At 43.6% G+C, this 23416-nt stretch carries 20 protein-coding genes; 10 read left to right on the top strand and 10 right to left on the bottom strand.

Going from position 1 to position 23416, the window contains the following annotated elements; translation table 11 throughout:
* Positions 1-59 precede the first annotated feature (59 nt).
* Both QWZ04_RS21590 and QWZ04_RS21585 read left to right on the top strand, forming a co-directional pair.
* The gene (locus QWZ04_RS21590; protein ID WP_290330332.1) at positions 60-1133 is read left to right on the top strand and encodes a porin; all 1074 of its coding nucleotides are present in this window, start codon (positions 60-62) and stop codon (positions 1131-1133) included.
* Between the two features lie 126 nt (positions 1134-1259).
* Positions 1260-2270, top strand: coding sequence for a LacI family DNA-binding transcriptional regulator (locus QWZ04_RS21585; protein WP_290330331.1), 1011 nt, complete (start codon positions 1260-1262; stop codon positions 2268-2270).
* A gap of 39 nt (positions 2271-2309) precedes the next feature.
* Here QWZ04_RS21585 and QWZ04_RS21580 read toward each other — a convergent pair whose 3' ends face one another.
* Positions 2310-2615: an NIPSNAP family protein gene (locus tag QWZ04_RS21580; protein WP_290330330.1), complete on the bottom strand. Its 306-nt coding sequence runs from the start codon at positions 2613-2615 to the stop codon at positions 2310-2312.
* 9 nt (positions 2616-2624) lie between these two features.
* Positions 2625-3113 (bottom strand): GNAT family N-acetyltransferase, encoded by a 489-nt coding sequence (locus QWZ04_RS21575; RefSeq protein ID WP_290330329.1) that lies wholly within the window; start codon positions 3111-3113, stop codon positions 2625-2627.
* A gap of 198 nt (positions 3114-3311) precedes the next feature.
* Between QWZ04_RS21575 and QWZ04_RS21570 the strand changes: the two genes are divergently transcribed.
* On the top strand, positions 3312-4211 hold the full coding sequence (locus tag QWZ04_RS21570) for a LysR family transcriptional regulator (protein ID WP_290330328.1): 900 nt from the start codon (positions 3312-3314) through the stop codon (positions 4209-4211).
* 48 nt (positions 4212-4259) lie between these two features.
* Here QWZ04_RS21570 and yddG read toward each other — a convergent pair whose 3' ends face one another.
* Positions 4260-5186: an aromatic amino acid DMT transporter YddG gene (yddG, locus tag QWZ04_RS21565; protein WP_290330327.1), complete on the bottom strand. Its 927-nt coding sequence runs from the start codon at positions 5184-5186 to the stop codon at positions 4260-4262.
* A 171-nt stretch (positions 5187-5357) separates the two neighbouring features.
* On the opposite strand from yddG, the gene QWZ04_RS21560 reads away from it, so the two are divergent.
* A complete protein-coding gene (locus QWZ04_RS21560) occupies positions 5358-6713 on the top strand; it encodes a sensor domain-containing diguanylate cyclase (RefSeq protein ID WP_290330326.1) in 1356 nt (451 codons plus the stop codon).
* Positions 6714-6829: 116 nt separating this feature from the next.
* Here the strand turns inward: QWZ04_RS21560 and fdhF are convergent, their stop codons facing one another.
* From fdhF to QWZ04_RS21545, 3 genes are all read right to left on the bottom strand, one after another.
* Positions 6830-10975, bottom strand: coding sequence for a formate dehydrogenase subunit alpha (gene fdhF / locus QWZ04_RS21555; protein ID WP_290330324.1), 4146 nt, complete (start codon positions 10973-10975; stop codon positions 6830-6832).
* A 364-nt stretch (positions 10976-11339) separates the two neighbouring features.
* Positions 11340-11678 carry a YggL 50S ribosome-binding family protein gene (locus QWZ04_RS21550; protein ID WP_290330322.1) on the bottom strand — a complete coding sequence of 113 codons (339 nt, stop codon included), beginning with the start codon at positions 11676-11678 and terminating at the stop codon, positions 11340-11342.
* Between the two features lie 215 nt (positions 11679-11893).
* Positions 11894-12676, bottom strand: coding sequence for a phytanoyl-CoA dioxygenase family protein (locus QWZ04_RS21545; RefSeq protein WP_290330321.1), 783 nt, complete (start codon positions 12674-12676; stop codon positions 11894-11896).
* 353 nt (positions 12677-13029) lie between these two features.
* Between QWZ04_RS21545 and QWZ04_RS21540 the strand changes: the two genes are divergently transcribed.
* The gene (locus QWZ04_RS21540; RefSeq protein ID WP_290330320.1) at positions 13030-13341 is read left to right on the top strand and encodes a hypothetical protein; all 312 of its coding nucleotides are present in this window, start codon (positions 13030-13032) and stop codon (positions 13339-13341) included.
* Positions 13342-13639: 298 nt separating this feature from the next.
* Positions 13640-13915: a hypothetical protein gene (locus tag QWZ04_RS21535; protein WP_290330318.1), complete on the top strand. Its 276-nt coding sequence runs from the start codon at positions 13640-13642 to the stop codon at positions 13913-13915.
* Between the two features lie 130 nt (positions 13916-14045).
* Here the strand turns inward: QWZ04_RS21535 and yidA are convergent, their stop codons facing one another.
* Entirely contained in the window at positions 14046-14855 is an 810-nt protein-coding gene (gene yidA, locus QWZ04_RS21530) for a sugar-phosphatase (RefSeq protein ID WP_290330317.1), read from the bottom strand.
* Between the two features lie 427 nt (positions 14856-15282).
* Here yidA and QWZ04_RS21525 point away from each other — a divergent pair, with 427 nt between their 5' ends.
* Positions 15283-16653, top strand: coding sequence for an endonuclease/exonuclease/phosphatase family protein (locus QWZ04_RS21525; protein WP_290330316.1), 1371 nt, complete (start codon positions 15283-15285; stop codon positions 16651-16653).
* 75 nt (positions 16654-16728) lie between these two features.
* Here the strand turns inward: QWZ04_RS21525 and fusA are convergent, their stop codons facing one another.
* Positions 16729-18747, bottom strand: coding sequence for an elongation factor G (gene fusA / locus QWZ04_RS21520; RefSeq protein WP_290330315.1), 2019 nt, complete (start codon positions 18745-18747; stop codon positions 16729-16731).
* Positions 18748-19077: 330 nt separating this feature from the next.
* Between fusA and QWZ04_RS21515 the strand changes: the two genes are divergently transcribed.
* Positions 19078-19635 (top strand): gamma-glutamylcyclotransferase family protein, encoded by a 558-nt coding sequence (locus QWZ04_RS21515; RefSeq protein ID WP_290330314.1) that lies wholly within the window; start codon positions 19078-19080, stop codon positions 19633-19635.
* A 66-nt stretch (positions 19636-19701) separates the two neighbouring features.
* Here QWZ04_RS21515 and QWZ04_RS21510 read toward each other — a convergent pair whose 3' ends face one another.
* Positions 19702-20328, bottom strand: a complete 627-nt coding sequence (locus QWZ04_RS21510) for a hypothetical protein (RefSeq protein WP_290330313.1) — start codon at positions 20326-20328, stop codon at positions 19702-19704.
* A 191-nt stretch (positions 20329-20519) separates the two neighbouring features.
* Between QWZ04_RS21510 and QWZ04_RS21505 the strand changes: the two genes are divergently transcribed.
* Positions 20520-21464, top strand: coding sequence for a Gfo/Idh/MocA family protein (locus QWZ04_RS21505; RefSeq protein WP_290330312.1), 945 nt, complete (start codon positions 20520-20522; stop codon positions 21462-21464).
* A gap of 98 nt (positions 21465-21562) precedes the next feature.
* Here QWZ04_RS21505 and QWZ04_RS21500 read toward each other — a convergent pair whose 3' ends face one another.
* Positions 21563-22102 (bottom strand): cytochrome b, encoded by a 540-nt coding sequence (locus QWZ04_RS21500; protein WP_290330311.1) that lies wholly within the window; start codon positions 22100-22102, stop codon positions 21563-21565.
* 287 nt (positions 22103-22389) lie between these two features.
* Between QWZ04_RS21500 and QWZ04_RS21495 the strand changes: the two genes are divergently transcribed.
* Positions 22390-23340 (top strand): polysaccharide lyase family 7 protein, encoded by a 951-nt coding sequence (locus tag QWZ04_RS21495; protein WP_435433646.1) that lies wholly within the window; start codon positions 22390-22392, stop codon positions 23338-23340.
* Positions 23341-23416: the final 76 nt, after the last annotated feature.

Raw genomic sequence — 23416 nt, 5'->3', positions numbered from 1 at the left:
AATTGCCAACCTGAAATCAGAGTCGGTCGCACTATCACATTGATACCTTGAGTAAAATAATGAATAAACTAAACTTATCCATCATCACATTAGCATTGTTTAGCGCGGGTAGCGCTTTCGCAGCACATACCTTTACTAATGAAAATGGAGACACTCTAACACTTGACGGCCGTTTCGAAGCTCGATACCAACAGCCTGGCGAAGGCCAAGACAGTAAATGGAACAGCGGTAGCTCACGCTTTGGCTTAAAAGGAACAAAGCAGCTAGACAATGGTTGGCAAGGGTTCGGTCATGCTGAGTGGGGCTACAATTCGCAGTCCGACAAAAGTGATATTTATGACCGCTTACTCTACGCAGGTGTAGAGCATGATACCTACGGTAAAATTGCCGCAGGTACTAAACAATGGAGTACTTTCTACGACGTCGCATGGTTTACTGATATGGGCAGAACGTATGGTACCCGTGGCTCTGGTGTCTACAATCTCAGCGACTGGGGTATAAGTAGTGGTACAGGCCGTGCAGCCAACTCAATAACTTACCGCAATAGCATTAACGAGCAAATAAAGTACGGTTTTACTTATCAAACAACGCGTACCGATGTCGCTCTTAACAGCAATATCAAAGCAACGTTAAAAAATGGTTTAGGCGCATCTGCTCTTTACAAGCTTAATGACCAAATTAACATTGGTTTTGCCTATCATCAAAATGAGATGACCGACCTAGACACTGGTACTAATATCCAGAATGGCGATACGGCTCGTTTAGCTCTCCTTGGGGCTAATTATTCTGACGGTAGCCTATACGTTGGCGCAACTTACAGCCAAGGCAACAACTGGGAAATTACTGACCAAAATTACTTCTTTGATTCGCGCGGTGCTGAAATTTATACCTATTACCACCTTGACGGCGGTTTTCGTCCAACGTTTAACGTAAACTATATGTCGGATACGGACGGCCGAGCTAATGGGTATGAACGGTTAACTCTCATTCCTGGCGTTGAATATCACTTCAGCAAAAACACCTTCATTGTCTGGGCCGAATATCAATTTGATCAAGGCAGCGACAAGTTTGAAGCGGCTAAATATCAAAATCGTGATGATCAATTCTCAGCAGGTATTCGTTACTACTTCTAATGAATACAATTCATAAATAAATCTCACAATGCTCATAAAGCCTTATCAATAAAGCGATAAGGCTTTTCTATCATTACGACTACGTAACCGTTATAATGCTTATTCTCGTTTAAAATGGCTTTAATAATGGCAGACAATAAAAAAAGTAATGTTACCTCTAAGGATGTCGCTAAACTTGCAGGGGTTTCTCAATCTACTGTGTCGAGAGTGTTCATCGATGGTAGTTCCTCTTCCGAAAGCACGCGTAAAAAAGTCATGGACGCAGCTCGAACACTTAATTATCGCCCTAACGCGTTTGCTCGTAGTTTAACCACAAATGAATCAAAGCTTATTGGTTTAGTCTTCCCTGATGCTGATTACCCGATCCATATGGAAACATTACAACTGTTAAGTAAAGAGCTCCAGAGAAATGGTTACTCCGCTGTATTAATACCATGGGTGTTAGACGAACAAAATCATCATACGATTCCCAATATATTCCAATATAAAGTTGATGCCGTTATTGCTGCATCTGCACAATTCAATACCGCTCTTTATGAAGAATGTCGCGATTTCAATATACCTATCGTTCAATTTGCACGTGTAGAGGAAGGCACTAAATGCAGCTATGCCATTAGTGATAATTACTCTGCTGGTCAGTCGGCGGCAGCGCATTTCATAAATTCCGGCTCAAAAAAGCTCGCTTATCTCACTGGTGATATTCCCACTCTCACTAACCAAGAGCGGATGAACGGATTTAATGACTGTTCCGAAGATTTGTTAGGTTGCATTCCAGCAACGGTGACTGGCAGTTATAACTACGATGGTTGCCTTGATACGATACGGAAAATGTTGACGGCTTCCGATAGGCCTGACGCCGTGTTCTGCTCGACCGATATTATAGCAATGGCGCTGATGGATGTGGCAAAGTTGGAATTTGGTATTAAGATTCCTGAAGAGTTACAAGTTATTGGATTCGATGATATACCCCAATCAAATTGGCTTAGTTATCAAATATCTACTTTTCGACAAGACTTCAAACGCTTAGCAAGAGAGTCCGTCAAAATCGTGGTAAATCAGATCAGAGAAGCTGACAACAGCTTAGTTAAATTGATGGTTCCGACCCAATTAATTTTCCGCCAATCTACTCGTAAATAGCAATAAAGGGCTTAAAATACGCCCTTTATTTGTCCTATGTTAAGAAAGAACTGGACGAAAAAAGCTTCTTTCATAACTCAAAATGCAATCGGTGTTTGTAGCAAAAGCAAAGGCCGCTAGACATTCCTCATCACTGTTCGAGTCAATACGATACTGCTCGTAAGCCGCTAGCGATTCGAATGAGAAAAGCGCCAGTGCCACATTATTAGCCCCTTCTGCCGGTAAATAATACCCTTGATGAGTGCCGCCAAATTTCTCAACTAACGGTATCCACATTTGTGCGTAGCGTTCGAAATCTTCAACTTTTTTAGGGTCGATAATATAACGTACGTGGCAAGTGATCATTTCGGTCCCTTATTCAGCCAAAGACTTAAGCATCCACACATCACAGCTATTGTGTAACGTGCCATCTAACGGCGCATCTAAGTGTTCAAAACCAAGGCTTTCATATAAACGAACTGCCACTTTCATTGCGGTTAGCGTGTCCAGGTAGCAACTTTGGTAACCTTGCGAGCGAGCATAGTCTAAGCAAGCGATAGACATTTTTTTACCCAAACCGTGCCCGCGCCCTTCAGGCAAGATAAACAACTTTTTAAGCTCACAGACTTCATCACTGCCATTAAATGCTGCCAAGCCACAACCGCCGACGACTTGTCCGTCTAATAACGCAACCAAATAAACGCTTTTACTGTCATCGCCATAGTGTTGGCTCATGCACAACACTTCTGGGTCTGAGGGGCCATAGCCTTCACCAACCGCGCCAAATTCGGCGCCAACTTTTTCAATGATGTGACGAACACTGTTATCGTACTGGGATGTTAACTTTTCAACGACACAAGACATATTTACCTTCCAATTCAAATGTATTTCTCAGAGCAATTCACGGCTCCACTTCATAGCTACATCATAACCAAAACTGAATAATTCCTATAATTGATAAAACGATGAGTAAGTGTGAATTTTTTTCATACCTTTGCGCTATTCACACAAAAGCTGTGCTATAACCAATCAATCACCCGTTTCACCAGGTACCCTTTCACAGTGAATAACTACAAACTATTGCCCGCATTGGATTCGTTGCTCACCACTCGCAACTTGACGGACTCCGCTCGGGAATTAAACGTGACTCAATCTTCAATGAGTAAAACGCTCGGGCAGATACGCGAAGCTTTTCAAGATCCGATCTTAATCCGTGAGGGGAATAGCTACCTGCTATCAGAACGCGCCAAAACACTGAAACAACAGTTACCTCAGTTATTACATCAAATCGACTCACTCTATCTCGCAGCAGAATTCGAACCGCAGCAGTGCCAGCGCCAGTTCTCTCTAGCACTCACACCTTTTTTTGCTCCTAATGTATTGCCAACATTGTGTGAAAAGTTAGAGGCACAAACTCCCAAAGCCAATATTCGCTGTGTGTTGTGGCAAGAAGAACAACTCAAAGATCTAGCAGGACAAGAAATCGATCTCGTTGCCGTGATGGCAGAGCAAATACCAGAAAATTTGTACGGCAAAGAGATCGGTCAAGATCATTACGTCATCGTCTGTCGGCAACAACATCCTTTGGCGAACAAAGCACTGACCACTGATGACTATTTAGATGCGAAGCACATTCAAGTAAACGGCATTAGCGAACGACATCGCCAAGTAGATTTGGCCACCTCTGCACACTTAAAAACTCGGACAATATTTGCAAAGATGCCCTCTTTTGATTCTGCATTAGAAACACTAACCCTAACCGATTGCATCATGACAGCGCCTTTGCACTTGGTAGAGCAATACGCACAACTGCATAGACTGTGCATTAAGCCATTACCGTTCGCGTTACCCAACCACAAATATTACTTGCTTTGGCATGCCAAGCATCACCACGACCCGGCTCATCAGTGGTTTCGCGCCTTATGTGAACCAGAATTGAAAGCCCACTTGGTTAAGCGGTAAAATAGACATCTATTTACGTATTTCTTTGCACACTTTTCATTAAAAGTGTTATCCACAGGACTCGACTTCACCTTTATCCGCCCCTAATTTGGGTTTTGCTCTGGTGACCCACCAGCAAACCAGAGAACCGATGGTAACCATCACCACACCTTGCCAAAATGACGCGGTCAGAGACACACCTAAGATAAAGCCTGACAAAACAGTCGAGAATATTGGAGTGAAGTATGAAAGGGTGGCCAGCAACATCATATTTCCGTCGATAATGGCTCTATTCCACAACGCATAGCCACTGCCCATGCAAATACCCGTGATGACTAAATCGAATACAGAACCCAAAGTGAGACTCATCATAGGTTCATCGCTTAGCCCATATTGAATCCACAACATCGCAGCCGTCGCCATAAAAAATGGCACGATGGCGTTTTTCCCCTCCGACAAAGTTTGAGTAATATTGCAATAAATCGCCCATATAAAAGCACCCGAAAAGGCAAAGAAATAGGTAAGTGGGTTCGTCGCTACATTAATGGAAATTTGAGAAAAGGATAAGCCTTGATCGCCTGTAATGCTCCAGGCTACCCCCAAAAAGGCTAACGCTATGCTTGGATACACCAACCAGTGAGTGCGATTTTTGCTTAACATTACCGCCATTAAAACGGTTAAAGCTGGCCAAAGGTAGTTGATGACCGCCATTTCCATCGCTTGGTGCCTATCATTTGCCATTCCTAGCGCTAAAGCGAGAAAGATTTCATAGCAAACAAACAGCGAGCCACCAATCAGTAAATAACGTTTAGGAAAACGCCTAACATTGGGAAAACCCATCACCGCAACTAAAAACAACGAGGCTACCGTATAGATCATGGCAGCCCCACCAATTGAGCCGAGTTGCTCGGCTACATTACGCACGAGCCCCATCAAGCAGCTCCATAACAGTATTGCTGCGCAACCAAATAAGGTAAATCTATGTTGTACTATCAAAACGGTTTATTCCTTCTTGGCTTGCGAGTTCATCCATATACCATTACTCACGATACTCGCCTATTCCCACGTTCAGTAAGCAGTACCAATAACAGTACCATAAAGCATTAGCAGTACTTTCAACTATACTAATATTAAGATCGCCCACTTCATCAGTAAAATCAGTTTGCTATGACGAAAATTTTCGCACAACAGTTCATTTCAGCTAAGTCGGTTATTTCTATTATTTCATGGCTTTTTTTCGTTATGTCTATCGCCACTGTGAGCAGCTTATACTACTTTTTGAGTTCACTAGACGGCTTTGCGGTAAACGAACTGAATCAACGAGTAACGCTAGCGATGAACCTAGAAAGCGAACACCGACGCGATATCTTAGAAGAATATTCATACTGGGATGAAGCCTATCAAAAAGTCATTCTTGATCACAATGAGGGTTGGATATATGACAACTCTGGGCATTTCATCCTATCCAACAACAGCTTGGATTTTAGTATCTCGGTAGAGAACAAAAAACACATCGTCAACCTCACATTCAACGATGACACTAAGCCCGCCAGTTCAGACGACATCATGAAACAAGGGCTAGCCAAATTGATGAATGAATCAAAAGGCCTAGATACTGTTACCAAAACCGTAAGTGGTTACCTACGATTGGGTGAACTGGTGTATTTTGTCGTTGGTGGCCCATTTATTGACGAAGAAACTGCGGAGCCTCATGAGGGCTCATTTTTAGCGTTTGGCAAGTTAATGGACGATGAATATATTGCGCACTTAGCATTTAACTATCAACTTTCAGGCTTGACCCTAGCAGACACTAACACCAATGCGGAAAATCATACGCCGTTGATGTCCCCGTTAAACCAACACGTTGCTTCCCTTGCGTGGAAGCCATCGCTGCCAAGCAAAAAAATCCTGCCCTTTCTTACACTGATCATTATGCTGCTTTCATTATTCACCATACTGGTAACGCGTCACATTTTGCATAAAGATCAAACCAACCGAGACGAATACGAAGACCAGTTATTTCACGAAGCCACCCGAGATTCCCTAACCCAAATACACAACCGAAAGTACTTTATGGACGTCGGGCTTCAGAAATTTCAATCCTATAAGTTACGCCATCGATCTTTTGCGCTGATCATTATCGACGTCGACCGATTTAAAGCCATCAATGACGTCTACGGCCATATTTGTGGTGATCAGGCTCTGCAACTCTTCACTCGTTGCTGCAATGAAGAACTCAGACCGGATGATACGTTTGGCCGCATAGGAGGAGAAGAGTTTGCCATTTTGCTGCCCGATACCAGCCTAGACACGGCTTACGAAATTGCCAATGGCATTCGGCTCTCCGTCATGAACAGCCCAGTCCATTCTAAAAAGAACCACATTCATTTCACGGTAAGCTTAGGGTTATCGATCTTAAACCACCAAGACAGTTTCGAAGAACTATTAGATCAAGCGGATAAAGCGCTTTATCAAGCAAAAAGAAATGGCCGAAATATGGTTTCGGTTTATCAGTCGATGTGATGGCAAACTAGCCGCTGCCTTTCTAGGCTGAGAGTGGTAAAAAAAGCACTGCTCGCATGTACAAGCAGTGCTTATTTCTTGGTTATTGTTCGTAACTAAAACGACGGTTCACGGAATTAAACGACACCAGCCAATTCCTTTTCAGAAATGTCATTCACTTTTGGAACCTCAACCCGCACCGCAGCGACCTTAAACTCAGGGATCTTGGCATATGGGTCGGTTGCAGTGGTAGTCAAACGGTTTGCTGGCGATTCAGCGAAATGGAATGGCACGAATACCACGCCTTTCTGCATTCGCTTGGTGACAAATGCCGGTGCTTCAATTTCACCACGGCGTGAAGCCAGACGAATGTTTTGGCCATTATGAATCCCTAACCTTTCAGCATCGAACACACTGATCATAATGCGCGGCCCTGCTAGGTTGTCTAACCCTTTGGTTTTACGCGTCATGGTTCCGGTATGAAATTGCTCCAACAAACGGCCCGTTGTTAATACCATTGGGTATTCATCATCAGGCAGTTCCGCGGCGTATTTAAACGGCACTACCGCAAACTCACCCAAACCGCGCTTAAATTCCGTTTGATGCATGATGCGCGTTCCATTCGGGTTTGCGTCATTACACGGCCATTGCAAACCTTCACTGCCAATTCGGTCCCAAGTGATCGCTTGATATTGAGGCGTTACTTCGGTGATTTCTTGCGTGATTTGCTCTACCGATTGATAGTCCCAATCTGCGCCCATAGCATGAGCAATGTCTTGGATAATTCGCCAATCTTCTCGCGCAATACCCGGTGCTTTAATCGCAGGGTTTAAACGCTGTACACGGCGCTCAGTATTAGTGAAGTGACCGCTCTTTTCGGCAAACGAATAAGAAGGTAAAACCACATCGGCGAACTCTGCCGTTTCTGTTAAGAAGATGTCTTGTACCACTAAGAAATCTAAGCTTTCCAGACCATGAATCACGTGTTTTTGGTCAGGATCACTCAACACTGGATTTTCGCCCATCACGAATAAGCCGCGAACACTGCGATCGCAGGCGCCATCGATGATCTCTGTTAGGGTTAATCCTTTTTCTTTCGATAAATGCGGAGCATTCCATGCCTTCACAAACTTAGCGTGATGCTCAGGTTCCACCACCTTTTGATAGCCGGGGTAGTCTGTCGGCAATGCGCCCATGTCACACGCACCTTGTACATTTGACTGACCACGAAGTGGATTAATCCCCCCGCCTTCAACCCCTAAGTTGCCACACATCATTTGTAAATTGGCAATCGAACGAACGTTGTCGTGACCGGTGGTGTGCTGGGTAATACCCATAGAATAATACACGGCGGTAATTCCCGCAGTACCAATGGTTTTTGCAATTTGCTTAATATCATCGGCAGCAACACCTGTAATTAGCTCAACTTTCTCGGCGCTGTAATCCTCTTTAAGCAATTCAGCAGTCACCTCATCAAAGCCTTCGGTGCGACGTTCAATGTAACTTTGATCTTGCCAGCCATTTTTTAAGATCTGATGCATGATGCCATTAAGCAGCATGACGTCAGTGCCCGGACGTTGCGCGACGTAAAGCTGTGCATGGTCAGCCATGTCGATGCGCTTTGGATCCGCAACAATTAACCGAGCACCTCCATGTTTGATGGCTTGCTTCAGGTGCGAGGCAATGATCGGGTGAGCAGCTGTAGTATCTGAACCAATCACAAAAATCACATCTGAGTGTTTAATGCTCGGAATATCGTTTGTCATTGCGCCACTACCAATCGACGCTTCAAGACCTGTTACCGTTGTTGAGTGACACAAACGCGCACAGTGATCGACATTGTTAGTACCAAACTCACGGCGGATCAGTTTTTGGAATACATAGTTGTCTTCGTTTGTGGTTTTAGCCGACGAGAATCCCGCCAATGCATTACCACCAAACTCTTCTCTAATATGGCTAAACTTCTCACCAATCAAGCTTATGGCTTCATCCCAGCTTGCCGGTTGTAGCTTGCCATCTTTGCGAATAAGCGGTGTTGATAGACGTTCTTCACTTTGAACAAAATCAAACCCAAAACGACCTTTCACGCACAACATGCCGTGGTTTACTGGGGATGTGGTATCGCCAGTGACATAACGTACTTTGTTGCTGGCTTCGTCTACGTACATCACAACGCGACATCCGACACCACAATAGGTACAAATCGTCTTAACCGGCTTAAGCATGTCTACGCGGCCTTGAGATTTATCGCGTTTATCAACCAATGCGCCAACCGGGCAAGCTTGAATACAGGCACCACACTGCACGCAGTCTGAGTCGCCCATGCTTTCACCATCACCACAATGTGGGCGATTGCCTTCGCTGTTAAACTGCAATACATCATGCACACCCTCGTCGCGACAGGCTTGTACACAACTGCCACAACTAATACAGCGGTTAGCGTCAAAAACGATGAATTCACTGCTCTTGTCGACGCAGAAAATTTGTTTGTCTTCATTTTCTAGTTTGTCGTTGGTGACGTCATATTCAGTGGCAAAGTCACGCAGTGAACAATCAGTATTGGCTTGGCAGCCACACTCCAAACAGCGAGCGGCTTCTGCAATTACCGACTCAGTGCTCGAGTCTTGTTCTACTTCTTCAAAGGTAGACACACAGCCTTGCTGCGAAAGTTGCGGAAACTTAAGGCGACGAGCAACGGTTTCATTACGGTATTCTTTGGCCGACACCATGCTCAATTTCGCCGCTTTATGGCTATTAAACTGGGCCTTACGAGTAACCATTTTCCCGTTAATTAGCAAGCCTTCGATGGCGTCTGCAGCAATTTTAGCATCAGCAATGGCTTCAATCGCGGTTGCTGGTCCTCGACGGAAGTCACCAATACTGAAGACATTATCTCCGTGGTGCATGGAAGATTCGTCTGACTCAGCAGTACCCCAACGATTAAGTGGCAAGCTTTCTTCATGGCCATGCATAAAAGCAGTATCCGGTTCTTGAGAAAGTGCAGAGATCACCGTATCAAACTCTAATTCAACAAACTCACCGGTAGGTTCTGGGCGACGACGACCAGATTCACTCGGCTCACCTAATTTCATTTTCTCGCATTTTACAATGCTAACTTGGCCATTATCGTCAGCAATATTTTCTACAGGGTTAGTCAGAAAAACAAAGTTAACCCCTTCTTCTTGCGCCGCGTGGATTTCATGATCTTCAGCTGGCATTTCGGCAAGAGTACGGCGATAAACGATGGTGGTGTCCGCGCCATCACGTACCGCAGTACGCGCACAGTCTATAGCCGTGTTACCACCGCCAATTACCGCAACTTTCTTGCCCGTTACGTAAGTTTGGTCAGTTAGGTAGTCTTTTAGGTAATCTACCCCTAGGTAGCAACCGGCTAGGTCACTGCCAGTGTAACGAGCGGTGACGGCTTTAGAGGCGCCAACCGCCAATACAACGGCATCATAATCTTGTTTTAGAGAAGTTAAGCTGTAGTCTCGTCCAACTTCTTTATTGCACTCTACTTTCATACCGCCTTTGCACATATGCGCAATTTCGCGGTCAAGGAGAGCTTTAGGTAAGCGGTATTCGGGAATACCATACTGCAGCCAGCCGCCCGCTTTGGGCATCGACTCTAGTACTGTTACTTCAAAGCCTGCATAACTTAGGTAGTACCCACACGTTAACCCACCAGGGCCTGCACCAACAATGGCGACTTTTTTGCCGTTGGTTGGTTTTTTCTCTGGTGTGATTGGGGTTGCCATTTCAATGTCTATGTCCGCCGCGTGACGTTTTACATGACGAATTGCGATGGAGTCATCCACTAATCCACGGCGACATTCAGCTTCACAAAACGCAGGGCAAACACGGCCAACTGAAATAGGCATCGGCAGTGTTTTTTTGATCACTCCTACCGCTTGCTGATGCTCATTTTGAGCAATGCTAAATAAGTAAGACTGAATATCAACATGGGCAGGACACGCCACTTGGCACGGCGCTTCACAATCGGCATTGTGGTCAGACAGGATTTTGCTCAGTGCATGTTGACGGTGTTCACTTAGTGCTGGTGACTGAGTAGTCACGTTCATTCCAGCTTCTAATTTTGTTTCACACGCTCTTACTTGGCCTTTGCCACACACTTCAACCACACAGATGTCACATGGTTGTTTTTCTTCTTGCTGACTGTATCCGCACAAGGTCGGTATCTCGACACCAACGGACTCAGCTGCGCTTAAAATAGACTGCGATTGGTCTACTGTGTAATCGTGTCCATTGAAAGTGACTTTCATAGACAATCCCCTTTAGTACAAGGCTATTTGCTTCCAGCGTGCAGGACCATCCGCACCTTATTGAATTATGTGGTGGTACGGACAAATGCGAAGGTATTGCTGTCAGTGTTAGCGTTAATAAAGGTTATCTAATCATTATAGAAAGTAAGGATTAGATAACATTGGATATAGATCCCAATTTGTTGTTATTTATTTCTACGAATAATTATTGTGCCGATTCGAAATCAACAACTCCACAATTTGTCATACAATATTGCAAATTTGATTTGAAAAACGGATGCTTATCACATTTTTTGCGCAACAAAATGCACGCCACTATCACTAGAGGCGTGTTTAAACGATAGATTGAAACCTTAAGAGGAAGCTATAGGTAGTTTGCGTCGAGCAAGCCACTGACCTGGCAAGACGTAATTTCACTGCGTTGATTTAGCCAGTCAATCGCTGTTGTCATTTGCTCTTGAGTTACGGAGCCGTAACGAGCAAGGCCGCAGATAAAGCCTTCGAAGACTTCAAAGCCGCCACCAGCGAAACAAAGATCATTTACTTCAAGAAAATCGACGAAACCATCAATGAATAGATCATATTGGTCGAAATCTTTGATATTGGTTTCACAAGAGATTTCAAAGCCTTTCACGGCGAACTCTGCCAAGTATAGTTTTTTTAGAATGCGGCGTTTTTTGTTATCGATTCGTTCTGGATTCATTGTGATTCTCCAATGAGGGTTGTGACGACAGCAATCTGCTGCTCTTTTAACCACCAATGCATCCGTGCAGTGTCTGAGGCGTTAAAGTACCTAATAACTGTAAGGACTTCAAATCCGATGTGTTATTGAGGCCAAATTAGGTTAAAAGCATCCGGTATTAGATGTAATCGGCACCACCTGCCCTTTTGCTAAATCACGCTGGGGGCAGGCAGAAATTACACAAGCGACTTGAGATGCAAGGTGTTCAGAAACAACCTTGGGTCGATCAGGTTATTGAGCATAGACTGAGTAGGCATGCAGTCGTCGTCTACGTAGTCGGTATAATCCGCAGCGGAATCGAAAATCAAAATATCCAACGCTAAGCGATCTAACCCATATCGGCCTCGGTGGATCATATCTGCCGAGAAGACCAACATATCCCCCGCCGCCAACGGAATTTGCTCACCACCAGAAATGGCATCACTGCTCACTTTGCCATTCACTTCTTGCCGAACGTTGTATTCTTCCTCGTTGTCCCATCGTTTGTGGGTTCCTGGTATCAACTCCATTCCCGGCTCATCAAATAAAGGCACCCTAAGATGTAACACCTGAGTTTCAAGGATGACTTTCATCTGATCTTCCGTGTCATAGTCGTATTGACAATCGCAATGCCAGAAATCTTTTTGTCGCGGGTTTACGGGGTTAAAAAACAACTGCGTATTCATAAACGCTGGGTTGTTTGGAATCACCGCATCGACTACTTCCATGATTTTTTTTGAGCTAATAAAATCAAACAGTTTCTTTCGGTCGTCACAAGGCAAATATTCACTTCCTGTAATCAACGACGAATTAAACGCTTCTTCCCGATAGAACTCTTCGTTGTCTGCTTTCCACAACTCGTGGAATTTCAATACAACTTTTCTCAACGATGAGATCTGTTCTTCACCGAGGTAGTTTCTAAGAACAAAGTAACCCTGTTCGTCGTAACAATCACTTAATTGCTGGCTGTTTTCTAACACTGACTACCTTCATACTGTTCACACCGCTTACTGACCACGGCCTTTCGCTCGCATAATGCCAGACCGTCACCGTTCAACCAAGTAAATAGTGAGGGAATAATGAAAGGTAAGGGGTGAGAAATGAGATCTCGCTAAGTCATAGCAATGGCTCTCACCAATATACACCTAGTGGATTATAAATATAAATGTAAGCAATAAATTACAAATGAGTACATTTAATGACATTTAATTGTTACCTATGAATATCATATAGATAGGTAAGGTTATAGACTACTAACTCTAAATTGTTCGATTGACAGCATTTAGGAATAATATATTTTCGTGCTCAAATTAAATTCACACCAAGGATAAACATGATTATTATTTCTCTAGAGTCACTAAACATCGTTACAGGGTTCCTTAAAACTCTAAACATTAAAAACAGCAATATCTTCATCAACGATGGTACCGCCTCAAGAGAGCTCGTAGATTTTGAAATCAAATGCATTGATTTTGAAATAAATGGCATGTACCAGACACTTGAATCAGAGTACGTATTGCATTTCAAAGACACATCAATTACATACACTCTCTATGGGCAAAAAGCTGAAATTCAACCCTTTGAACCATTTATCAAACCACTCAATGACAATATGCCTTCTGATATATCAGCGTTCCAATTCTAATTTTGGTAAATAGAGCTTAATAACATTGAATAAGGCTAATCACCTTGTTTTATATGATTAATATTACTTATAGTCTGAATCAACTTAAAAAGACAAATCGTCACTTTTAAATCGAATTTCGAGCAAGTATGATTCCAGAAATAACCGTTAAAGTCATTATTCACATAAGTCTTGTGCCAATGTAATGATTCGCCTGACAATCTCTTACAGTAATCACAAAGTAAATCTGTAACACTATTCAATATCGGTGAAAGAGACCGTTGTGAAATCATATGAATTTAATTATTAAAGGTATATTATGAAAAAGTTGTTGTGTATTTTGGGTCTGATCTCGTTAGCTGGTTGTTCAGGAATCACTCATAACGAAGAAGTTTATACAGCGCATGCTGAGAGTTTTAATATAGTAGGCCTGCAAATTCCTGGTAACACCCAAGATCGTGCAATGGAACTAGTTCCTGAAGGTGCAACGGTTGAAACTATTCAATCTACTAATTCGGATACAGATTCTGCTTTAGGTATTCTAAACCGTATTATTGGTATTGACTATGTTCAGGTTGGTGGTAAAAAGCAGTAATTATTCCGCGTATTTATTGCAAATAAATCACAGGGTGAATAATACTGATAAATTCAGTATCTTTATCAAATAGGGCTATTCGCCCTATATATACTTCGAACACTCTGAATGTTGAGTATTTGGTCTCTACCTAATGAGCCAACACAAATTTTTCAATCGCAACCGCCACACCATCTTCATCATTCGATGCGGTGATGTGGCTAGCAATCGCTTTGATATCGTCGGTTGCGTTGCCCATTGCTATGCCTAAGCCTGCGTATTCAATTAAGTGCTTGTCGTTGCCTGCGTCGCCCATGCCGATGACTTCACTTGCATCAATACCTAGGTGAGTGGCTAGCATACCAACGCCCGCGCCTTTATTGCTGGCAGGATTTAAGAATTCTAAGAAAAACGGCGCACTTTGCACCATAGTGTATTGATCGGTCGCGATGCTTGGCATGTTTGCAATTGCGTTTGAAAGCACTTCAGGTTCGTCAATCATCATAACTTTCATTACTGCTTCGTCATCATCCAGATCTGAAAAATCGAATTCACGCACCTCAACACCATTCACTGTGGCTTCATGAGTGGTGTAATGATTGTGCTTTGGCGTGATCAGGCCATGCTTCTGAGTAAACGCGTGAACATGTACACCTAAGTCATTTGCAATGCTGGCAAGATTTTTTGCGTCACTGCCTTTTAAAATACGGATCTGAACCACTTCAAGGCCCACTGTTTTTTGAACCAATGATGCATTGTAGCTTAAAACAAAGTCGCCCTCGTTCATCATATCAAGCTGCTTTACGTAGTCCATCATACCTTCTACAGGGCGGCCTGATACCAGAACCACTTGCACGCCTTTCGCTCTCGCTGCGGCGATTGCCTGTTTGTTTCGAACTGAAATCTTTTTATCAGAATTCAGCAGCGTGCCATCCATATCTAAAGCAATCAATTTGTACATTTTCTTACCTAAAAATTTAAAAGTGAACCTGATCGCATTTTACCCAATACAAATCACAAGAGCCACACGAAGTTACCGTCTTATTTGATTGCAGTTGTAACACAAACATACCAAGGAATGGCTTGCTATCCCTTTTCGGTACTGCTCTCGGTAAAATTGGCCCGATATTGTATTCAAGTGAAAACCGAAGAATAACTAGCAGGAATACTCGTCTCATTCCAGTTAAACATGTCGCTCTAGTCACAAAATTGGACAGTTTATACTGGATGTATTCCATTGATGTTGAAAGCCGCACAGGGTGCGCAAAAGTCTCATAAACATGCAACATAACTGTAATGAAATCCATACTTACGCGACAATGATCACAATATTATGTAACTGATACACATACCATTTTCACACCCCCTCGATATGGTATGACATACGAATGAAATATTTAAAAACTCCTCTTGCCCTTATTATTGGCTCCGCTTTACTTGTTGGTTGTAATTCTGATGACGCCACTGAATACAAAAAAGACGTGGCTCATGAAGTAAAAATCGCCACTTATAACCTTTCATTTGATCGTGATACGTTTGAAGAGTTGGTTGCAGAAATGCAAGTTGAGCCAGCCGATCAAACCAAGTTGGTTAACGACTACCTTAATAAAACCATTGCAGATGCTGATAAAACGATGGCAGAGAAGGTCATTCAAATTCGTAACGTTGCTGCTATTATTCAAACCAACCGCCCAGATGTATTAATGTTGGCGGAATACAATAACGATGGTACAGGCACTAAAAAAGCAGCGCTTGAAGGTTTCCAGAAGAACTACCTGTCAGTGTCACAAAGTATTGAAGGAGCAGGCGGAGCCACACATCTACAACCGATTGCCTACCCTCATTTCCAAACGTATGCGACCAATACTGGCTTACAAAGCAATTTGGACTTGGATAACAACGGAGCCGCTGGGCAACTACCTGGCGACGCATGGGGTTATGGCAAATATCATGGTCAGTACGCGTTTGCCTTAATGTCTAAGTTCGACATTGATGAAGCCAATACTCGGACATTCCAAGAGTTCAAATGGAAGGACTTAGACAACGCAGCCATCCCAACCATTACCATTTGTGACAATCCTAGCAAAATACCTGTAGGAATGAAGTGTGGCGACGATTGGTACACCGCTGATGAATGGCAACAAATCCGTTTGTCTTCCAAAAACCACGTAGATGCGCCTATCATCATTCCAACGGAAAATGGCGATCAGGTAGTGCATGTACTGATGTCCCACCCGACTCCACCTGTTTTTGATACCGGAAAAAACAAGCAACAGAATGCCGGAGAAGTACAATTTTGGCACGAATATGTGAGTGGTAAGGCGTACATCTACGATGATGCAGGTAAAACTGGCGGCTTAGCCACTGGTAGCCACTTTGTCATCATGGGCGATTTAAACCTTGATCCGGTTTCTGGCGATGGCATCAGCGCGGTCATGCAAAATCTTCATAACGATCCATTGTTAAATCAAAAGGTCATGAATGGTGATTTGTACCCTAGCAGTAATGGAGCCAGTGAACACGCGGCTGATTCTTCATCTCCTCACCCGAAACCAAGTCATATCACGTCGACGTTTGGTTTAGGGGTCGATTATGCAATGCCATCGGCGACACTAGACATCACTGAATCCGGTGTGTATTGGTCTTCATCAACAGAAGAAGGTTTCAAACTATTTAAAGACAGCCGTGTTGGCTCTAAAGGAACAGGAAAAGACGTTTCTTCCGATCACCGTATGATTTGGGTTAAAGCTAAGTTTTAATTAGAAAAAGCCTAAGTGCGTACCGTTCCAACTCGGAATTACGGGTACGCACTTTATGCCCAAGCTAATATTCAGTTAGTTGGCGCTCTCCTTACACACACGTTTTTGCACCGAAGGAGGCGCTGGCTCATAGTGACTTAAACTCATGCTAAAACTACCTTGCCCACCAGTAAGTGCTCGCAACCTTCTTGCGTAATCTTGCAGCTCATTAATAGGAGATTTAGCTTTAAGCAGAATAAAGTCATTCGGCTCTGCTTGCGTCCCTTCAATTAGCCCGCGATTGCCAGATAAGTCACCCGTCACATCACCCACGGCTTCCATGGGTACGTGTAGATCCATTTGAACAATGGGTTCTAGTACAATCGGGGATGCATCACTCACCGCTTGCAAGAAGGCTTTTTTACCTGCGATGACAAAAGCAATTTCTTTTGAATCGACCGAATGGTATTTGCCATCAAACACGGTCACTTCAAGATCACGGATCGGATTCCCGGATATCGCGCCCTCTTCTAGGGCTTGACGTATGCCTTTTTCAACCGCTGGAATCAAAGAAGTCGGTATCGCGCCCCCAACAACCTTATTAACAAACCGAAAACCAGCGCCTCTTTCTAATGGCTTCACTTCCAATTGAACTTCGCCAAATTGACCCGCTCCGCCACTTTGTTTTTTGTGGCGATACTGCGCTTGTGCGGATTTGGTGATGGTTTCAAAATACTCAACACTAGGCTGGCTTGTTTCCACGTCCAATTGAAAAACCGTCGCCATTTTTTCTAGTGCGACTTTTAGATGGAACTCTCCCTGACCGCTTAACAAGGTTTCATTGCTTCTGGTTCTATGTTCAATTCTCAGTGACGGATCTTCGGAAGCCACTCGTTGCAGCACTTCAGATAGCTTTTGCTCGTCGCCTCTTTTTTTGGGTTTCACTACAACACTGTACATAGATTGAGGGAAGTTCAAGGTCTTCATGGTTACGCCATCTTCATCATGCGAATCATGGATGACCGAATCAAATACCAAGTCGTCGACTTTCGCTAATACGCAAAAATCTCCAGATTTCGCATTGGCGATTTCAATGCGTTTTTTCCCTTGAAGCTGGTATATGTGCCCCACTTTGAACGCTTTGTTGCTATCCCCAATGTAGAGCTGGCTGCTTGTGTTCAATTCACCTTGGAACATGCGAACGTAAGCTAGTTTTCCCATATATGGGTCAACGCTGACCTTATAAACATGGCCTACAGCGTGAGAAAGCGTTTCGCAGTCGACCCTTATCTGTTTTCCATTTTTTTCAAGCAACGGCGGGTTACCCTCAAAGGGTCTTGGCATGATCTCTGCCAATGTTTTTAGTAGCAATTCAACCCCCACCCCAGTTTCAGAAGACACAAAACAAATCGGTATTATGTGGCCAATCCTCAACGCTTCTTCAAATGGGTCATGCAGTTGATTAGGCAACAGCTCTGAGCCTTGCTCGAGGTACACTTCCATCAAAGCTTCATCGACTTCAATCACTTGATCAATTAAGCGCTCATGTACCCCTAACACGTCTTCGACCAATGTTTGAGTTTGATACTGCGGCTCGAAATAGCAATCAACAATGTCTTTCCCATCGGCCGAGGGTAAGTTAATAGGTAAACAGTGATCACCAAAATGAGTGACTAAGGTTTCAAGAAACTCTGCAATTTTATCGGGATTTAGATCCACCTTATTAATGATCACCATTTGGCATTTTTGTTGTTGCTTGGCAAAAGCGAAAATGCGGTCCGAAACTTGGTTGATTGGCGTGTTGGCATCCAGTACTAGGGCGCTGGTTTCGACTGCGGGCAACACACTAAAGGTTCGGCCGAGTAATTCAGGCAGCCCGGGTGTATCAATGATATTGAGGCGCTTTTGGTTCCAAGAAAGGGCGACGGGCGTCGCTTCTATACTATGGTGATATTGAATGGATTGTGGGTCAAAGTCGGTAGTGGTGTTGCCTTTTTCTACGCAGCCAAGTTGATTAGTCGCATGGGATTCAAACAACAGCTTTTCAATGAGGGTGGTTTTACCCACCCCACTCTGACCAACAAAGGCAATATTGCGGATATGATTAATCGGCATAAATAACTCCTAACATTTCGCGAAAATAAAAAAAGACGAGCGCATTTAGGCGGGTTCACCGCCTGCTCGTCTTCCATGTCATTTTCCGAATAGGAATAGTCATATTCGTGCCTTTCTTGACGCTACATTATCTAGAATGCCTGCTTAAAGAGCGAGATAATGTGAGGTGATTCATAGTCATCAAGAATCGTATAAAAATTCATCATAAAGTTAACCTATGCCACATAAGTGGGTTCGTCGCTCTCTAAGCTACATAACTAGACAATCACCTTTTATTTACAAGCCGTTCATGATTAGATGGAAAACGTAATCGTTATCAATGAGGGTTTTATGTACATTTTAGGATATGGCAGTCTGATGAATTCCGCGTCAAGAAAGCGTACTGGTCAAACTGGCAAAGCGATCCCGGTGATTGCTCACGGGCTTGTGCGTTACTGGGGCAAAGTCAACGGCAGCTACCAATTATCCCCTCTGGTTGTTAACGAGGGCGATGGCCAAGTAAACGGTGTATTAATTGAAGTAGACGACAATGCATTAGCTGATTTTGATCGTAGAGAGATTGGTTACCACCGCCTTACCATTGAACCAAGCCAAATTGAATCGGATGTGAGCTTTGATAACAGCAAACCTATCTGGGTTTACATAAAAGATGAGCCGCAACCACCTTGTGAAGACATGCCAATCATGCAGACTTATGTAGATACGGTGATGGCCGGGTGTTTAGAAGTTTCTGAAGAGTTTGCATTGCATTTTGTTAAACATACTATCGGCTGGCAGCATCCACTTGAAAACGATCGCCATGCACCTAAATACGGTAATTTAGCCGGCGTTACCGAAGATCATCATCCAGTTATCGATAAAATGGTACTTGCTGCCCGTACCAACTAAACCGGCTCAAACACGCTCCCTAAGTCGTAGGGGGTTAGCTTGGTGCGCGGTAATCTTATCAATAACTCACAGCTCTTCCATCATACTCATCATTAGAAACCCACTGAATGCCGCGTTGTTTGGCGACAAAGATTTGTCTACTTTATCGCGCATGGCAAGTATCTGGCCACGATATTCCACATAGAATTCCCAGCTCGGTGTCGGTTTATATTCCACACCCTGTAATTCAAAATTTTTAATGATGCCTTTGGCCGTTGTCGGTTTTACAAATACTTCATCTAGAGGGGCGTAATAGGCTGGAAGGATCGTCATTAGCGACCATTTAGCTAATTTCACCGGTCTTAGCAAATCTAACATGATGTTGAAGCCGTACTCTTTGTCGCCGTGAAGCATGTCTTTTAATGAATAGGCCAACGCTTCTCGCTCGTCATGAGTCATTGCTTTCACATAATCTCTAAATTTCGGCTTTTCAAACATTGAGACCATAGACGAACGGCTAACCAACTTAACCATCATTTCAGCCACTTGCTGAGCCTGGGCGAACTTCCCTGGTGCGAAAGCTTCTTGGGCTTGCACAACTAACTTATCGACATTGTGTTTCTTGCCTATTTTTACCATTTCTGGCGACTGAAAGCCGCCGGGGTAACGGATCAAAAAGTCATTTTCTGCTGCTTGTAACCGAGCTTCGTTCATTGCTACGTTCCCACCAATCCATACTTCAACTAACTATAGTGGATCCAATAATTCATTACTGAGTCAAAGTTTGGAATCTTAGTGTTATTTATAGCTTAGAAAACGTTTATGCTTGAGCAATAAAGGCAACACCTGTCTTGCCATTAAACAGTACGCGACCAGTAACAAACTGGCATTCATAATGAGGCCCCATGAAAATAGCGATCATTGGCTTAGGCGACATCGCCCAAAAAGCTTACCTCCCAATCATTACTCAGATGCCGGGGATAGAACTGGTTTTCTGTACTCGTAATGCACAAACCCTTGCGGTACTTGCTCAACAGTATCGAATAACACAGAGCTGCACCGATTATAAAGATGTGCTTAAGTTTAAGGTTGATGCGGTCATGATCCACGCAGCAACGGCCATCCACCCTGAAATAGCCGCGTTTTTCTTAACCCAAGGCATCCCGACTTTTGTAGATAAACCATTAGCAGACAGTGCATCCAGCTGTGAACGATTGTATGAGTTAGCAGAGAAACACCAACAACCACTGTATGTCGGTTTTAACCGCAGGCACATTCCTTTATATAAGCAACATATCGGCGAGAACACGCAACTGGGTAACAACGAAAATCTGTTAGCACTGCACTGGCAAAAGAATCGTCATAATCAACCCGGAGATATCCGTACTTTCATTTTTGACGACTTCATTCACCCGCTAGACAGCATTAACTTGAATGCCAAGTCTGAGATTGAAAATGCAGACGTCAGATTTCAGATGCAAGGCAACCAACTGGCGCGTTTAGACATTCAATGGCAGCACGGTAATACCTTACTTTGTGCCTCCATGGATAGAATGTTTGGTATCACGAATGAAACAGTGACCGCTAGGTTTAACAATGCCAGTTATCAGTTCAACTCCTTTGTCACGGGTACTGAATGCAGCAACAACCAAGAACAACAACTTGCTCTGAAGGACTGGACGCCAATGCTAACCAGCAAGGGATTTCAAAGCATGTTGAACGATTGGTTTAGCGTGGTAGAAAAAGGAGTTCTCGATTCACACCTTGTTGAGCGTAACTTGGCTTCGCACCAACTAGCAGATAGCCTATGCGGCCATGTAGAAAATGTGATCGCTAAATCGAACCGTTAAGATTAAACAAGAATAGGCACTAAATAAAAACAGGGTCTGAATTTCAGACCCTGTTTGCTCAAATGAGACAGTTTATTTAATGCGGTTGCATACAGCTATCAGCTTACGCTTTTACCTAACATACGGCGAATGGTGCCATCTTTGTCGATCACTTCGTGCTTCAACGCACCCAGCACATGCAGGGCGAGTACTGCTAACAAAACATCTGCGCTAACGTGATGCAGTGTTCCACCCAGCTCGCCCAACCACTCAATTTTGTCTCCGGCCGCAATTAATTCTAAGCCAAAGACATTTAAAGCACGCCCACCACCCGTATTCATCATAATGCCCGAAACTGGCATTAAGATAGTTGCTAACATCAAAAGATGATGAACCGATTTAGCCACGATTTCTTGCCAGCGAGGCATTTCTGCTATTGCAGGAATCGCCCCCTCTTTCTTACGCCACAATAACCTTACTGTTGCAAATACGAGTGCGATCACACCTAATGATTTATGTAACCCGATCATCTCTCCTTTTTCCGGGCCTCTAGGCATGTCACCCATGTACAAACCGATAGCGATCACGGCAATCATAATAATGGCTGTTGACCAATGAAAAAGGATGGTTGGAAAAGAAAGTTTACCGCTAGTTGTCATATTGAGCCTCGATAAAGAGTAGGACCATGTTGAAGTGTGATTTCATTTAATTAACACTTACTTATTATGTGGTTAACATGATACTCGCCAAACCCTACCCGTACAATATGCGGCTATGTAAATAAAGGTAAAGTCTACATCGCCCGCTATTTCATGAATTGTCAAAACGTGATGTAAACAGCATTTCATGCCCTATTTTCTGATCTCTAGCGTATCATTTTCTGTATTTATCGAATATATTTCACACCTAAATTAATCATACAATATTAAAATAAGACGAGGATTCAATGTTAGGTCAATTTACCCCTACTGCTACCAATAAAAAATTCAAACTCAGTACAATTGCCGCATTTGCAGCAACTCTAGCACTAAGTACTTCTGTACAGGCGAATGGCGTACCATCGGACAACTTCGATCTACTGGGTTGGACCATCAGCGTCCCTGTAGATTCAGACGGCAACGGAAAATCTGATCAAATTAAAGAAAAGGAGCTGGCAGGCGGTTACTCAGACCCAGACTTCTTCTACCTAGCTGAAGACGGCGGAATGGTATTTAAGTCCCCAATTGGCGGTGCTAAAACTTCCAAAAACACGAAATACACTCGTTCAGAGCTACGTGAAATGATGCGCCGTGGCGACACACAACACAAAACCAAAGGCGTTAACGGCAACAACTGGGTATTTTCTTCTGCTCCTCAAGCTGACTTAGATAAAGCAGCAGGTGTAGATGGTACGTTAGAGGTAACATTGAAAGTTGACCACGTAACCACCACCGGTGAAAACTGGCAGGCTGGCCGTGTGATCATCGGTCAAATTCATGCCAATAAAGATGAGCCTATTCGTCTTTACTACCGCAAACTGCCTCACCATGAAACGGGTTCTATCTACTTCGCTCATGAGCCAAGAAAAGACTTTGGTAAAGAGCAATGGTACGACATGATCGGCAACTCACTTCCAAACTACTGGAATCAAGATGCGACACCAGCCGAGCCAAAAGATGGCATCAAGCTAGGTGAGAAGTTCAGCTACAGCATTAATGTAACCGGTCATGCGCTTACCGCTACGATCATGCGTGACGGTAAAGAAGACCTAGTGAAGACCGTCGATATGTCTAAAAGTGGCTACGATGCTGGCGACCAATACATGTACTTTAAAGCCGGTGTTTACAACCAAAATAAAAGCGGTGACTTAGAAGATTACGTACAAGCAACCTTCTACGACCTGAAAGTAACGCACTAACTGTTATTTACACAATAATGAATGTGTAAACTAAAAACGCGACAGCATAAGCCGTCGCGTTTTTTCATATTGTAGC

Origin of the sequence: Vibrio tapetis subsp. quintayensis, assembly GCF_030409945.1 — a bacterium.
Classification (GTDB): domain Bacteria; phylum Pseudomonadota; class Gammaproteobacteria; order Enterobacterales; family Vibrionaceae; genus Vibrio; species Vibrio quintayensis.
Note: the sequence above shows the minus strand (reverse complement) of the source record. Positions and strands in the feature narration are given on the sequence as shown.

What these genes read in the sequence shown, in the direction of transcription:
- QWZ04_RS21505 (WP_290330312.1), top strand. Translation starts at nt 20,520, where the DNA reads ATGAAAATAGCGATCATTGGCTTAGGCGACATCGCCCAAAAAGCTTAC.
- QWZ04_RS21575 (WP_290330329.1), bottom strand. Translation starts at nt 3,113, where the DNA reads ATGTCTTGTGTCGTTGAAAAGTTAACATCCCAGTACGATAACAGTGTT.
- QWZ04_RS21550 (WP_290330322.1), bottom strand. Translation starts at nt 11,678, where the DNA reads ATGAATCCAGAACGAATCGATAACAAAAAACGCCGCATTCTAAAAAAA.
- QWZ04_RS21590 (WP_290330332.1), top strand. Translation starts at nt 60, where the DNA reads ATGAATAAACTAAACTTATCCATCATCACATTAGCATTGTTTAGCGCG.
- QWZ04_RS21510 (WP_290330313.1), bottom strand. Translation starts at nt 20,328, where the DNA reads ATGAACGAAGCTCGGTTACAAGCAGCAGAAAATGACTTTTTGATCCGT.
- QWZ04_RS21540 (WP_290330320.1), top strand. Translation starts at nt 13,030, where the DNA reads ATGATTATTATTTCTCTAGAGTCACTAAACATCGTTACAGGGTTCCTT.
- QWZ04_RS21560 (WP_290330326.1), top strand. Translation starts at nt 5,358, where the DNA reads ATGACGAAAATTTTCGCACAACAGTTCATTTCAGCTAAGTCGGTTATT.
- QWZ04_RS21580 (WP_290330330.1), bottom strand. Translation starts at nt 2,615, where the DNA reads ATGATCACTTGCCACGTACGTTATATTATCGACCCTAAAAAAGTTGAA.
- QWZ04_RS21500 (WP_290330311.1), bottom strand. Translation starts at nt 22,102, where the DNA reads ATGACAACTAGCGGTAAACTTTCTTTTCCAACCATCCTTTTTCATTGG.
- QWZ04_RS21515 (WP_290330314.1), top strand. Translation starts at nt 19,078, where the DNA reads ATGTACATTTTAGGATATGGCAGTCTGATGAATTCCGCGTCAAGAAAG.
- QWZ04_RS21495 (WP_435433646.1), top strand. Translation starts at nt 22,390, where the DNA reads ATGTTAGGTCAATTTACCCCTACTGCTACCAATAAAAAATTCAAACTC.
- QWZ04_RS21525 (WP_290330316.1), top strand. Translation starts at nt 15,283, where the DNA reads ATGAAATATTTAAAAACTCCTCTTGCCCTTATTATTGGCTCCGCTTTA.
- QWZ04_RS21535 (WP_290330318.1), top strand. Translation starts at nt 13,640, where the DNA reads ATGAAAAAGTTGTTGTGTATTTTGGGTCTGATCTCGTTAGCTGGTTGT.
- fdhF (WP_290330324.1), bottom strand. Translation starts at nt 10,975, where the DNA reads ATGAAAGTCACTTTCAATGGACACGATTACACAGTAGACCAATCGCAG.
- yidA (WP_290330317.1), bottom strand. Translation starts at nt 14,855, where the DNA reads ATGTACAAATTGATTGCTTTAGATATGGATGGCACGCTGCTGAATTCT.
- QWZ04_RS21585 (WP_290330331.1), top strand. Translation starts at nt 1,260, where the DNA reads ATGGCAGACAATAAAAAAAGTAATGTTACCTCTAAGGATGTCGCTAAA.
- fusA (WP_290330315.1), bottom strand. Translation starts at nt 18,747, where the DNA reads ATGCCGATTAATCATATCCGCAATATTGCCTTTGTTGGTCAGAGTGGG.